This is a genomic window from Paenibacillus sp. FSL H8-0317 (assembly GCF_045040685.1).
In the GTDB taxonomy this organism is placed as follows: domain Bacteria; phylum Bacillota; class Bacilli; order Paenibacillales; family Paenibacillaceae; genus Paenibacillus.
Genome location: NZ_CP150294.1, coordinates 4,482,677 through 4,496,586 on the forward strand (window position 1 = coordinate 4,482,677; position 13,910 = coordinate 4,496,586).

Sequence of the window (13,910 nt, forward strand, 5' to 3'; positions counted from 1 at the left end):
GCAGGGGCCTTTTTGGATTGATTTTCGCAACATTTTCAATGTGTTGCTGTATCATTCATTTTGTTTTACAAAGACTTCCAGAGAATACACGTCATGCCGTGATTTTAACTGCGTTCAATCTGTTCCAGTTGGTTAGACAAGCTGGTCCATTGCTCGGCCGGAATACCGCTCTCCAGTGTATCTTGAATTCCACTTACCGCCTCGTCCAGACGCTCTTCCAACTGACGGGATTGGTGTTGCAATGATTGACAGAGCTGGTTGTCGTAAAACTGAATCAGCTTGTCTTGCGCAGCAGGTAGAACTTCAATGATCATCTGTTTGAGGACAGGATCAAGTGCCTCCTGTAACCGCTGACGTCCATCCCCTTCGAAGAACTGTTTCGGATTGCGGAAATAATTCAAATAGCTTTTCCATCCAGACGGTTCTTCCAGACGTACTTCTTCAAGCACAGGTGTAGTCCAGCGTTCGTTCAGTGGCAGTGACACATCCACGCCCCCTGATAACTGTCTCACCTCATCTATACATTCCGTAACTTGCTTCATCAGCCAGGTCTGACCTGCCTGTTCAAGTCTGAGAGTGGTAGCAAGCAGTTCCTGCTCCAGTTCAATGGCAATCATGCGTAACAGTTCACGTCCACAGGCTGCAAAAGCCATCTTCAGATTGCCTCGATCCTCCCGAAGTACGGATGGATGGAATGCTTCTGCCATGAATAGACCAAGGCGATAGGCAAGCCGCTGCCGCACATGGAAGAGTAATTCTGCTGTTTCCTGTGACAGTTCTTCCTTCATCGATCTTGCTGCAAGTTGCTGTATGCGCTGACGTGACTGCCCCTGAATAGTCCCTAGTTCATCCCGCCGCTGCTGCAATACTTCTTCACCCTGAGCCGCATCTTCTGCACGATTCTTCAGCCGCTGAATGACACGTGCCATCTCTTCCGAAGCTCCACCTACAGCAAGATCGGCTAATTCTCTGCCTGCAAATTGGTTGAACTCTTCCTCAAAATGGATAAAACCAGATTGCTCAAGCAACTTCGAATCACCTGCCATCTTGCCTTCCATCGCCAGTATGCTGGATACCGGGAAAAGTCGCGGTGCCCGAATTCCATTACTGCGCAGTTGGGTGCTTACATGATCGAGAACCTGCTCCAGTTCTTCCTCGGAGGAAGACAGGTCACTGGCATTCACAACAAAGAACATCTGATCCATGGCAGAACTATCCTTAACACGTCCCAACTGATTCAGGAACTGACGATCTCCTTGTGAGAAAGCATGGTTGTAATACGTTACAAAAATGAGTGCATCCGCATTCTTCATATAATTAAAGGTTACACCCGTATGACGAGCATTCACGGAGTCCGCTCCTGGTGTGTCTACCAGTACAATGCCTTGTTCAGTCACATCGCAACTGTAATAGAGATCGATACTGTCTACAAAACAGGACTTCTTCTCGTTTGCGACAAAGTTACGATAACCGTCCAGATCCACCAACACATCCTGACCTAACTGGTCCGCTGTTTCTTCCCAGCCGGCTGCCGCTGCCTGCAAAAAGCTGTAATGCGGGCGCCCCGCCGGATGCACATCCTGTGGCGAGAGGGAACGTACTCGCTTCTGCCACTCCGCTCCAGGCTCACCCAGTCCGAGCAAACGGAAGGAATAAGCGAGGTCTTCCTGGAAGGCGTCCCGGGTCTTCATGCGGACCCGGGCTGTTCCATGCTCCGCGCCCCCGGCAGGAGCCATGATTCGGTTAATCGCCGCTGTTGTTGGATGCGGCGAGACGGGTAGTACAGCTTCGCCCAGCAACGCGTTGGCGAAGGAGGATTTGCCGGCGCTGAATGCTCCGAACAGCGCCAGAGTGAACGTGCCACCCGCAAGCGAAGCCGCGCGGGCACGCAGATCCCGTACCGCCGACCCCATGGCGGGGTACGGCTCTACCAGCGCAGCAGCGGCTTCAAGGCGTGCCGCTGCTGCGTCCAGGCGTCGCCGGCGTTCAGCGCCAGCCGCCGCCGATGGCCCAGGCACCGCCGCTGCGACTGCGCGCTGCTGCGGCGGTGCCTCTGGCGTCTGTGGCTGCGCAGCCACAGACGTTGACGTGCCCGCATGCGGACCGGGGGCTTCGCCCGGTTCAGGCACCGCGGGCACGTGCGGGCCCTTCACCTCCGGCAATAGCCCGGAGGGGAGGGGGCCCGCATCAGGCAGCAGGCTGCGCAGCCCTGCTGCCTCTGCGGCGGCGCTGCGCTGGAGCGCCGTGTAGCGCGCCGCCGCCGCGGATTGCGCCAGCAGCGCTGCGCGGCTGGCGTCCAGCGCCTGGAGCGCGGCTTCGCCTTGCGCTGCCAGCGCTTCCAGCATGCGGTCGGCCAGCATCATGGCCGATCTGCGATAGCGGGCCTCAATCTCGCCCCGCACATCTTTACTGAACTGAATCACATACTCTGGAGATACCTCTGCACTGGCACTGCGTTTCATCTCCAATAGTGCTTCATCTACAGCAGGCAGCTCCGTATTAAGCGCCTGCTCCCACTCCGCTCCCCATAGCTGATGGGACTCACCCAGCTGTCTAAGCATCGTACGAATATGTACCTCAACTTGTCCGGAAGCCTGATCCTGTAACAGTCTGACCAGCTCAGAAGCTCGGCGTTGTTTCTCCTGCTCGGTTTTGCCACCTGAGAACAATAAACCTACCCTGAAACCTGGTTTGCGGCTCTCCAAATAGGCAGCAGCCGACGCACGAATATCCGCAGGTGTAAGATTTGCATTTGCCAGAAGAGGTTCAAGCTCCGCCCGGAATTTCTCACGCACTCGCGAAGGCCCAGTACGAATGTCTGTTGCTTGTATATCAAGAAGCTCCAACTCTCGTTCCAAGCGTTCAATTCCTTCCTTGCCACCAATCTCATCCAGCAGGGAATTCTCTTCGTCTTCACGTTTCTCCGCTTCTCTCGTCAGATGTTGCTCCGTTACATGACTGGCCGAACTTGCCAAACTGTGCGTAATTAACGCTTCCTTCTCTTGCATCATGTGTCCAATAAGTTCCGGCAGCATATCCCACTGGTTGTAGCGATGCTGCTTGTCGCGTAAGGAAGTAAACAATAGTCCGTCATATCTGACTTCCCAGGCCGCAAATATAGCTTCGACACCTTCGGTATATTGGTCAAAGGAAAGCTCACGCTCCCGATGCTTGTCGATCTGATTCACGATCAAAAACAACGGTTTGCCCCAATCCGACAGACTCTTGGCAAATGAAAGGTTTGTCTCGGACTGAACATGATTATAGTCCATGACATAGAAGACCACATCTGCCAGATGAAGCGCGGAATGGGTCGCGAGACTATGTCCGCGATCTGTTGAATCCACACCTGGTGTATCCAGCAGGACAGCATCATCTTTCAGCAGAGGAATATCATCCCATACCTCAATCGAGCTGTAAGCTCCACCATTTTTGCAATACGCCTCCAATTCCTCTGGAGAAACTTCAAGTGTTCCTGCTCCATTGTCAGCGCTTACGTTTGGCGTAGTGTAAATAAGCGCTCTTGGCTTACCATTACGTATGGATACCACATTTGCACTTGTTGGCACGGGACTTGAAGGCAGGACCCGTTTACCGCATAAACTGTTGATGAGACTCGATTTGCCTGCAGAGAAATGACCACAGAACGCAATCGTCAGATGTTTCATTTCAGCCTTGCTGATTAAATCCGTTATAGCCTGTACAGCCGTATGGTCCCCTGTCTGCTCCATCGCTTCACGCAGCGGAAGCAGAGGTTTGGCCATTTCTTTTGGGTAATCTGTTCTGGACATGACTGGCCTTCCCCCTGGCTCCTCTAATTTGACATCCGTTTCGACGTCTATCTCTTTTACAACATTTATTTTAACATTATCAAGTTTGAATTTGAACGGTTGGAATTGAATATACATAAATGGACGTATAAGTTCTATAATCTAAAAAAAATAAAACCGAACAAGTCGGTTTTATCTGTAATACGTTTTATACTCGGTATTTAGCAAATGCTTACGCCAAGTGTCTGTTGCATGAATGCGATGTGATCACCTTAACCACAACGATCCTCATGACATTAATACAACAGAAACAATAGTGTAATCACTTCTTATGAAACTGCGTTCTCCATGGAAGGCAGCAAGATTTCAAATACTTGTCCATGTTGCAGAATTGTAATGTCTCTGCCTTTGTCTCTCATAACAACAACTTCTGGTTTAACGGACATACGCTCCAGATAATGTTCAGGCACGTCGCCAGAGTGGCTTACTGTGATACCTTCTACTTCTTTTTCTTCATTTTCAGCCATTTCCTGTTCAACGATTTGTTCAAAGATATCGGAGAAGGCCTCAAAATTGTCAGTGTACACGGAAATGCATTTCATGATTATTCATCCTTTTCTACTCATTAATTTATTTTTCGTTTTCGGGTGGTGACACGTTCCTTATCTTTCCTGATTTGGGACGTTTTCATACGTTTTTTCCCTTCCCTGCATATGTCCAGCAATGGACAGATATGACACGCAGGGTTCTGTGCCTTGCAATGGTAGCGTCCAAAAAATATAAACCGGTGGTGAGTTAAAGTCCACTCGTCCCGGGGTACGCGCTTCATTAGTTTCTTTTCGACTTCAAGTACGGAGTCATCCCAACCCGCAAGCGCCAGCCGCTTGGATACACGTTCAACATGAGTATCTACCGCAATTGCCGGTACTCCAAACGCATTGGAAACAACTACATTCGCGGTTTTCCGCCCGACACCTGGTAGCGTCACAAGCTGATCATGTTCCTGCGGTACATCACCGCCATACTGCTCTATTAAAATTCGGCACATGTTCTGAATATGCTTGGCCTTGTTCCGGTACAAACCGATTCGCCGAATATCCTGTTCCAACTCTTCGAGAGGAACTGCCAGATAATCTGCTGGGCTTCTGTACTTCTGGAACAAATCTGCGGTTACCTTGTTCACCGTTTCATCGGTGCACTGGGCAGACAAAAGGACAGCTACCGTCAATTCAAATGCATTGCTGTGATTTAATTCGCAATGTGCATCAGGAAACATTGCTTCCATAGTTTCGAGTATATGTCTAACCGTCGCTGCATTCATGAAGAGCTACCTCCCACAAAATGACTCCACTCTGCGGAGCCTTACTTCGAAGCTTCATCCGAGTACTTTGCGGGGACCTCAAAAAGCTTGCAAAAAAAACGTCTTGATGCGGGAAAGATCCCGTATCAAGACGGTCATTCTTTTGATCCTCGAAAAGAAACGATTACTGTTTTTGAATCTCCAGAATAACATTGTTCAGGAGATACAATACAATATTATCATTATCTCTGAGAGATTGCACGCTTAAAGTATTGTCACCCTGGTGAACAAATACACTTGATCCGAGTGCAAAACGATAGTTGGTGTCTGTTGTCGTTTCCCGTTTAACCAAAATCTGGTTACCCACGCCATCATAAGACCAGAATTGTTTGCTCATGACAGTCAGTACTCTGAAACGTGTGGAATTATCCGTATCTTTTGTCATTTCCACACGATCTCCGACCGTAAGACTAGTCAATGAAGTTAATATGGAGCCAGATTTTACGACTTTAACCGAACCGCTAACAGGCACGGTTTCAGTCTGGCCGTTAAACTGCTTGAGCGTTACAGATGAAGCATCCACCGCTGTAACTTCAGCCAGCGTACGCTTCACGACTTGAACCGCTTTTGGCGCAGCTCCTTCAAACGTTACATTAATCAGGTTGCCTGCTGTCAGTTGTGAAGGTGTGATCGTCTGACCACTCTCTCCTGTCAGTACCGCTTGATCCACGTAGAACTGACTTGTCAACAGATCGGATTTTACGCGAATACGACTATTTGCTTCCAAGGCAACCACTTCGAATTGAGCCACAGTGTTCAGTGCAACCTTCTGCACTACATCCTGATTTGCCCCAAGCGTTACAGTCACTTTGTCACCAATCTTCAAATCTCCCAGACTTGCGCCCGATTTGTTATAGATCTCAACCGTAGGTGCGGTAGTATAAGGCACTGTAATCGTCTGATTACCAGACAACAAACTGATTTTTCTGCCCGATGTGTCAATGTTGCTGATCGTACCTTCGTACTTGTAAATCACTTTAACGGACAACGCACGTGTTCCCACATAGGTCAGATCCAATTTGCGGCCATCATTTAAAATCGACTCCAGACCAGCGAGTGTAGGTTTGGTCGTATTGTAGTCCAGTTTGGTTTTCTCATCCAATGTAAATACAAACGGTTTCTTGTTGGTGTCCAACACGGTAAGTACCTTTGTTTTGCTGTTGTAAGATACAACCTTTACTCCGTTCATAGGTTCCATTTGACGTCCAATCACCTGAATACGCGTTACCTGGTCGTCAGAGTTCAATGTCAACTCCACCTGATCCCCGTTCGTTGCATCCGTGATGAGATCATTCAGCGTTGCATCCTGAATGCCATTGATAATGACTTCCGGCTTTTCAGTCAGCAGTTTCGCCTCAAGGGAACCCCCTTCACGTTTGAACGTTAACGTGGACTGGTTGCCACCGATCTCAACCAATGTTCCGCGCACAGATTGCTCCACACCTTGAGACAATGCGATAGTTTGCAGAACACTGTCCTTTACAGTGTATTTCACGGCACTGCCGGCTTTAAGATCAGCTACTGACATGATACGGTTTTGATATGTGATAAGCAGATTGTCATTGTATGCAAACTGCTCTGTTGCACCCGCTGCATTGACAAGTTTGATCGTTTTGCCAGAAGTGGATACTTCAGCAACTACGCCATTGTCACTCTTGTTAACAATGCCGGATTTCACACGAATAGCAACTGTTTTTTTGTCAGTCGAGAACGTCTCACGCAGTACTTCGATGATGCTATCTGCCGTAATATCGGATAGTTTGATTGCATTACCATTCTGATCGATGAATGCAGTTGCCTCATCATAACTGTACGTTTCGTAATTCTCGCCCACAAAGATACCAATTTTATTACCAGACAATGAACGTGCAAATGTACCTTCAACACTTTCCACCTGCGGTGTAGCATCAACAACTTCCACATAGGAAGCCACACCTGCAGAACCTACAACCATAACTTTCGTATATAGCTTCACATCTGTGGAGGAAACACGAGTTTCACTGTCTTTCGTAAAGTAAGGTGTACTGCTGTTCACTGCGAAGTTAACGGCTTTGCCGTCCACAACCAGCGTGATCTGCCCATCTTTCAATCCTGTCACATAACCCGTGGATGTGTTCGGGTACGCTGTATCCGTTAACGATTCACCACGACTGAAGAAGGTAGCCAGTTGAGCACGGGTTACGGAACCGGTTGGATTGAATTTGTTGCCTTCCACACCTTTGGCCAGATCCAGGCTAACAGCCAGATTAACATAACCTTTACCACTTTCGGAAATACTTGCATTATCAGCAAATCCGGTAGATTGATTGTTTTGTGCCTTCGCTTCAGCATCCTTGTCCAATGAACGGATTAACAATTTGGTAATCCATTCCCGTGAAGCCGGTTTTTGACCCCAGGAGGTCTTGGATACATCCACCGTTGATTCTTCCGTCTTGTCAATCAGTCCCAGTTGAAGTGCCAGCGCGACATATGGCTTGAAATAATTTCCCACTTCCATGTTTGTCGGTAATGCCGCAGCCGTGTCGGTATTCAACTGGCCCTCTTGATTCATAAAACGGATTGCCATCGTTACAGCTTCTTGCTGTGTTACCGCATCTCCTGGACGGAACAGGCCGTTGTTACCGAGAAGAATACCTTGATATGCCAGTTTGTAGACGTGTTTTTCAGCCCAGTATCCGACCTTGATGTCACTGAACAAACCAGTTGGTGCAGCCGTATTTGTTATTGCAGCAGTCTGACCCTGCCCCGTTTCTGTTGATTCTGCTGCCATGGCAGCTCCGCCGGCGCTAAGGGCCATCATGCCTGCAAGCACGGCTGATACTACTTTTTTAGAGTGTGATGGATTGTTATATTTAAAAGTCACCTATGATTCCCCTCTCTCATGTAAAACGACCCATATTCCGTGGATTCACGGTACAACAGCATGCTGTACAGCCTATTCGGATCTTGTCATTGGATGTTCAAGATCCACATGGCCCATCAGACTCTCCGTCTGCTGACCATCCACCAGTAAATCAAGTGATTTTACTTCATCAAACTGGAAGAACGTTTGTTTTAGAGCATCCAGTGCATAAGACTCTCCACCTGCTCCAAGACGTGCCGTATCTGGCATATGAATATCCAGCGTAAGAGCGCCATCCTTGAACTGAACAGACTTCAATTCAATTTCTTTAGACCACAGCGGAACAAGTTTAGCGTCTTTGCTCTGTTGCAGTGATTCAAAGGCAGCTTTATATTTGGCATCATCTGATGCGTATGAAATCTCTGCCGAAGCTTTGTGCAACTCCAGTTCTTCTTCATCCGTATAGAATACAGTGATCGTTTTCTTTTCATTACTTTCGGAAGTTGCCGGCTTCTCCGTAGACGTTTCGCTTGGCGGAGTAGTTGTAGTCGCTTCCTCTGAGCTGCCTTCCTCCGTGGATTCTGTAGGCGTTGTATTCTCTTCAGGCTCAGCAGTTACCGGTTCGGTAATTGTTTCACCTTCAACCTCGGTTACATTGTTTTCAGTTCCTGCGCCTTGCGTCTGATTCGGAGCAGCTGTTGGCTTGCTTCCACATCCAGCAGCAACTGCCATAACCGTTACCAGCAAGGCTGCAATCCATATTTTCTTGTTCATTCTAACTCCGCCTCCTCAACATAAGGGCTTGTCCCTTATTTAATTCCCAGATACTCCTTGATTCCTGCAACAATCCCTTTGGCAACACTGTTCTGAAAACTCTCCGTGAACAGGGCTGCTTCGTCGCTCTTATTGCTAAGGAATCCACCTTCCAGCAGAACTGCTGGCATTGTCGTTTCACGGGTCACATGGAGACTTGCCGTTTTCACTCCACGATCTTTCAGTCCGGAAGACTGTAAAAGATACTTGTGCATCACTGTAGCAAGTGCTTTGCTGTTGGAGCGTGTATAGAATGTCTCTACACCGTTCGCAGCAGCAGGGCCACTGTTAGCATGAATAGAGATGAAAATATCCGCTTTTATGTCTTGTGCAATCTTCACACGTTCTTTCAATGCCAAAAATGTATCATCGCTGCGCGTTAACACAACGTCAATTTTGGATTCTTTTTTCAACAAGGCTTCCACTTTCAGAGCCATTGCCAGATTGAAGTCTTTTTCACGTTTACCAGTTACACCGATTGCCCCAGGATCATGATCTCCGTGACCTGCATCGATAACGACAACTTTTTTGCCATTATTACCAACCGGAGGAGCAGGTGTACCACTTTGATTGTCGAGGTTAATCATAACCAGTCCGGAATCATTTTGCACACTGTACCCTTTTGAACTGGACAGATCGATTACAAAACGAATTGTAGATGGACTGTTGCTGTATAACGAGTAACGAATCTTCGACACATCCGGATAACCGCTAACGACGAGTTGTCCATTCTGGTTGCTGTCTAAAGCCTGTCCTTCACTGAACGAATCAGCAAATGCGGTATTCGGCAAGTCTATAACGATTCGATCTGGTCCTGTCATCGTGAAGACGTTCGGCTTCGTACTTCCGCTTGTTGCAATCATGAAGCGGTTGTCGCTGAAGCTGATGCCGTTCACCAGTACAAGACCTTCTTGATCCGATCCTCCGCCTTCATTGCCAGAGTTCGGAGGTGTGGTTGTCCCGTTTCCGGAACCTGAATTCTGGGTAACTAATGTTACCGTCTTCGTGGTATTGTTCCAACCCACCTTAAGACCCATTTCCTCACCAATAAATCGGAGAGGTACGAGCGTAGTACCATTTTTCACGAGTGGCGGGGCATCCAGGTTTACGTTACTGCCGTTCACCGTTGCCGTCTTCTGTCCAACAATCATCTGCATGGCAGTGTTGTCTTTGCTAATAGTCACCGTTTGCGTTTGCTGCTTCCACTCCACGCTATACCCAAGATTTTCAGACACAACCCGGATCGGAACCATCACCTTGCTGTTGATAATTTCCGCTTTTGTATCCGATGGCTGTACGATTTCTTTTCCGTCTAGGATAATTTTCGTGTCTGTTGCTGCGTGACTATAGCCCGGGAATACGAGCCCAAAGACAAATAACAGTACCAAAAAACCGAACTTCTTCATCCTTCACCCCTACCATTCTCATATTTTTTTGCCGCATGTTGTCATTTTCCAACTCCGACTGACCGCTTGGGCATTACCAGACACCTATTAGACGCCCCTCGCTCTCAAAAGTTGCGAATATATTCCAACATAACAGAAAAAAAACGTTGTCAGATCAAGCTTTTTTTACATTTTAATGTCTTCTTTTTTCCTTATTTATCAAATATACATCTCTAAACAACGCACTACCCTAACCTTCATATTTGCGCACAATTCAATTTACAGTCCCAAAAATTCAACAATTCCGTCCACAATTGCCTGTGCACATTTGTCCTGGTATTCTTCCGTGAGCATGACTGCTTCATCTGTAGGGTTACTTAAAAAACCAAGTTCAAGTAACACAGCAGGCATGGTTGTTTCACGCGTCACATGCAGACTAGCCGTTTTGACCCCACGATCCTTGAGTCCTGTTACCGGCAACACATATTTGTGAAGGGTGTCAGCCAAAGTCTTGCTTTCTTTACGACTGTAGAGCGTTTCAATGCCGTTTGGTACCGGTGTAGTGAATTTGTTTCCATGAATGGATACAAAAACATCTGCCTGATTCAATTCGGCAATATCCACACGCTGTTTGAGCGAAAGTTCTGTATCATCCTGGCGTGTAATGACTGTTTGAATATTTGGGTATTTTTGAAGGATCGCCTGTACCTTCAGTCCTACAGCCAGATTGAAATCCTTCTCATAAGCTCCTGACAAACTCACTGCACCCGATTGACGACCACCATGTCCCGGATCAATGACCACAATCGTTTTGCCATCATTGGTAGGTACTGCCGGTTGGCTTGTCGGTTCTCCACTCGTGGCTGTCAGGTCAACGAGCAAGACATTGTTATCTCCAACAGACCATTTGGCTGTAGCCGTCTGATTCAGATCCAGAACGACACGCACGGTAGAAGGCGATTTACTGAACATGGCATACCGGACTTTGGAAACTATGGATGAATCCGTAACGAGAATCTGTCCACTGCCATCCGGGTTAGAGGCTTGTCCCTGTATGAATTCCTGAGAGAATGTCGCTGAAGGCAGATCAACAATAATTCGGTCTGGCCCACCAATACTGGATACTTTGGGGCTAATATTACCGTTGGTTGCTACAATCAAGCGATCTCCGCTGAAGCTGATGCCTTGAAGTTCTGTCAAACCATCCGGGACAGGTGCCTCGACGGGGTCACTGTCACCTTCCGTTTCAACTACGGGAGGAATACTAAATAGGCTTACTGTCTTGGTTCCATTGTCCCAGCCAACACGCAGACCCATGCCTTCCCCAACAAAGCGTAACGGAACAAGCGTAGTTCCCTGTTTGATCAGTGGGGGCGAATCCAAGTTCACCACGTTTCCATTCACTGTAGCTGCATCTTTGCCAGCCGTCATTTGAATCATGCTGTTTCCTTTTTGAACCTGGACTGACTGAGTTTCCTTCTCCCACTTCACCTTATAACCCAGGTTCTCGGATACAATTCGAATTGGAACCATGACCGTTTTCCCGATATTCTCTGCAGGTGCACCCGTCTGCTGGTTAATGGTTACACCGTCGAGTACAATCGAGGGAGTGGTGTCTGCATGGGCCAAGACTGGGAATAAACATAGGAACAGAAGAAAAACGACTGCTGCCGACCATTTTTTCATACCTCATCCACCATTCTTTTTGTCTTTTGAACATCCGACCTGACTCTCTGCAGCGTAACATCAATGACAATATGTAACCTTCCATAATCTACTAATCAGTTTATCAGATATTGTCTGATCATCCGGTTACAACGTTGTCATATTTAGTCGGAAACAGAGTGGCATAAAGGTTACTTTCTTCATTAGTCCAGTTCCCAAAATCATATGGAAATTACATTCCTCATCCATTTTTGCTATGCTGAGTTCAAATACTTGAATACAGGAGATTGAGCCTTGATGCCTAAAATACTGATTGTGGACGATGAAGCAGATCTTCGAAAGCTACTGACTGATTATTTTGAAATTAACGGATATTCCGTGATGACGGCCAAGGACAGCCGGGAAGCGCTGCGGAAAGTGGAAAAACAGCCCGATCTCGTTTTGTTAGATATCAACATGCCTGAACAGAACGGCCTTCAATTATGTGAGAAAATTCGGGACTTCGTCTCTTGCCCGATCTTATTTTTAACGGCCCGAATCGAAGATTCTGATAAAATAGCGGGATTTCGTGCCGGAGGTGATGACTATATTCTGAAACCTTTCAGCATTCGCGAGTTGGGCGCCAGGGTCGAAGCACATATACGCAGGGAACAACGAATCCAAACTAAATCTTCGGTAAGGTTTAGCAATGAATTGGTCATTGATTATACGGCCAGGGAGCTCTACTACCTGGATAAGCGAATTTCACTGCCCAAAAAAGAGTTTGATATTGTCGAATTGCTGTCCACGCATCCTGATATGGTGTTTGGAAAGGAACGCATATACGAAAAGATTTGGGGCATGGACGAGCAAGGCGACAGTAACGTCATCGCAGAGCATATCCGGCGAATTCGCTACAAATTAAAGGAATACGGCTGTGATAATCAAATCGAGACCGTTTGGGGAGTAGGCTACAAATGGCCAAGTTCATGACTAGACTCCTGTTTTTAAAGCGATTGTCCTTACTGCACTCTTTTATGCTGTTGTGTGTGGTCACACTCATTGCCGTGCTGGCCATCATAACCATGGAGTTTGCTTGGGCGGAGAAGCTGCGGCTGCGTTTCGGAGAAACGGATTGGGTGATGCCCTCCCTCGTCACGGCGGTTCTGCTCACCGTAGCGACTGGAATTGTCACCATGGCCGTTTTATTTTACAGATGGAAGCTAAAACGTCCGCTCGAGCTATTAAAACGAGCATCCGAAAACATTTCGGCCAACGATCTAGACTTCCGCATTTCCTATGACAGCCAGGATGAGATGGGCGAGCTGATCGCGCTATTTGAAAACATGCGCTCACAATTGGAAAAAAACCTTAAGACACTTTGGCGTTCGGTTGAAGAGCGCAAGCAGATCAATGCTATTTTTGCCCATGATCTGAGAACACCCCTGTCCGTGTTAAAAGGAAACGCCGAGCTTCTCGCCACCTATCTTCCAGAGAAGAAGTTGTCGGAAGAAAAGGTGCTGGACCTGATCCATACCATGAACCTTCACATCTTGCGTCTGGAGAGTTATGCAGAGGCCATGAACTCCATTCAGAGGCTGGAGGATGTGCCGTTGAACATCCAATCGATGGATACGATCTCATTGACGGCTTTGCTGGACGGCAGCGCTGAACAAATCGCGAAACAGTACGGTATACGTTTCGTCTCTTCCGTGGAATATGATAATGCCTCAGTACATGTAGATCCCTATCTCGTCATGCAGATTTTCGAGAATATAGTGGCTAATGGGGCAAGATACGCAGCCAGTCAATTAAACGTTCACTATGACGTGCAGGGGGGCATTATGAAGATTACCGTCTCCGAGGACGGTCCTGGTTTCTCTAACGAAGCCCTGAGTAAGGCTATTCTCCCTTTTTACCGAGACGAAGTATGGGATGCGAGAGAACATCGCGGGCTGGGCCTTTACGTTTGCAAGGTGTTTTGCGAAAAACATGAAGGTAGTCTTCGGATTGCAAACGGTCCTAACGGAGGTGGAAGCGTAACGGCAAGTATTGGGACGCAAGTTGATAAATAGTTGAAAATGATCTAATAACAT

At 47.5% G+C, this 13,910-nt stretch carries 9 protein-coding genes; 2 read left to right on the forward strand and 7 right to left on the reverse strand.

Annotated elements, in window-relative coordinates:
* Window positions 1-104: 104 nt before the first annotated feature.
* The 7 genes from MHB43_RS19860 to MHB43_RS19890 form a co-directional block, all read right to left on the reverse strand.
* Window positions 105-3,791 carry a dynamin family protein gene (locus MHB43_RS19860; protein WP_221820397.1) on the reverse strand — a complete coding sequence of 1,229 codons (3,687 nt, stop codon included), beginning with the start codon at window positions 3,789-3,791 and terminating at the stop codon, window positions 105-107.
* 308 nt (window positions 3,792-4,099) lie between these two features.
* Window positions 4,100-4,372, reverse strand: coding sequence for a hypothetical protein (locus tag MHB43_RS19865; RefSeq protein WP_017687779.1), 273 nt, complete (start codon window positions 4,370-4,372; stop codon window positions 4,100-4,102).
* A 23-nt stretch (window positions 4,373-4,395) separates the two neighbouring features.
* Entirely contained in the window at window positions 4,396-5,091 is a 696-nt protein-coding gene (gene nth, locus MHB43_RS19870) for an endonuclease III (protein ID WP_036607558.1), read from the reverse strand.
* Between the two features lie 163 nt (window positions 5,092-5,254).
* Window positions 5,255-7,993: an S-layer homology domain-containing protein gene (locus tag MHB43_RS19875; protein ID WP_221820396.1), complete on the reverse strand. Its 2,739-nt coding sequence runs from the start codon at window positions 7,991-7,993 to the stop codon at window positions 5,255-5,257.
* Between the two features lie 72 nt (window positions 7,994-8,065).
* Window positions 8,066-8,746, reverse strand: a complete 681-nt coding sequence (locus MHB43_RS19880) for a GerMN domain-containing protein (protein WP_036671957.1) — start codon at window positions 8,744-8,746, stop codon at window positions 8,066-8,068.
* A gap of 35 nt (window positions 8,747-8,781) precedes the next feature.
* Window positions 8,782-10,191, reverse strand: coding sequence for an N-acetylmuramoyl-L-alanine amidase family protein (locus MHB43_RS19885; protein WP_036607564.1), 1,410 nt, complete (start codon window positions 10,189-10,191; stop codon window positions 8,782-8,784).
* 258 nt (window positions 10,192-10,449) lie between these two features.
* The gene (locus MHB43_RS19890; RefSeq protein WP_405117806.1) at window positions 10,450-11,856 is read right to left on the reverse strand and encodes an N-acetylmuramoyl-L-alanine amidase; all 1,407 of its coding nucleotides are present in this window, start codon (window positions 11,854-11,856) and stop codon (window positions 10,450-10,452) included.
* Between the two features lie 276 nt (window positions 11,857-12,132).
* Here MHB43_RS19890 and MHB43_RS19895 point away from each other — a divergent pair, with 276 nt between their 5' ends.
* Both MHB43_RS19895 and MHB43_RS19900 read left to right on the forward strand, forming a co-directional pair.
* Entirely contained in the window at window positions 12,133-12,807 is a 675-nt protein-coding gene (locus MHB43_RS19895) for a response regulator transcription factor (protein ID WP_405117807.1), read from the forward strand.
* On the forward strand, window positions 12,792-13,889 hold the full coding sequence (locus MHB43_RS19900) for an ATP-binding protein (RefSeq protein ID WP_405117808.1): 1,098 nt from the start codon (window positions 12,792-12,794) through the stop codon (window positions 13,887-13,889). The genes MHB43_RS19895 and MHB43_RS19900 overlap by 16 nt, the downstream gene beginning before the upstream one ends.
* The last annotated feature ends 21 nt before the right edge of the window (window positions 13,890-13,910 follow it).

What these genes read in the sequence shown, in the direction of transcription:
- MHB43_RS19865 (WP_017687779.1), bottom strand. Translation starts at nt 4,372, where the DNA reads ATGAAATGCATTTCCGTGTACACTGACAATTTTGAGGCCTTCTCCGAT.
- MHB43_RS19880 (WP_036671957.1), bottom strand. Translation starts at nt 8,746, where the DNA reads ATGAACAAGAAAATATGGATTGCAGCCTTGCTGGTAACGGTTATGGCA.
- MHB43_RS19860 (WP_221820397.1), bottom strand. Translation starts at nt 3,791, where the DNA reads ATGTCCAGAACAGATTACCCAAAAGAAATGGCCAAACCTCTGCTTCCG.
- nth (WP_036607558.1), bottom strand. Translation starts at nt 5,091, where the DNA reads ATGAATGCAGCGACGGTTAGACATATACTCGAAACTATGGAAGCAATG.
- MHB43_RS19890 (WP_405117806.1), bottom strand. Translation starts at nt 11,856, where the DNA reads ATGAAAAAATGGTCGGCAGCAGTCGTTTTTCTTCTGTTCCTATGTTTA.
- MHB43_RS19885 (WP_036607564.1), bottom strand. Translation starts at nt 10,191, where the DNA reads ATGAAGAAGTTCGGTTTTTTGGTACTGTTATTTGTCTTTGGGCTCGTA.
- MHB43_RS19900 (WP_405117808.1), top strand. Translation starts at nt 12,792, where the DNA reads ATGGCCAAGTTCATGACTAGACTCCTGTTTTTAAAGCGATTGTCCTTA.
- MHB43_RS19895 (WP_405117807.1), top strand. Translation starts at nt 12,133, where the DNA reads ATGCCTAAAATACTGATTGTGGACGATGAAGCAGATCTTCGAAAGCTA.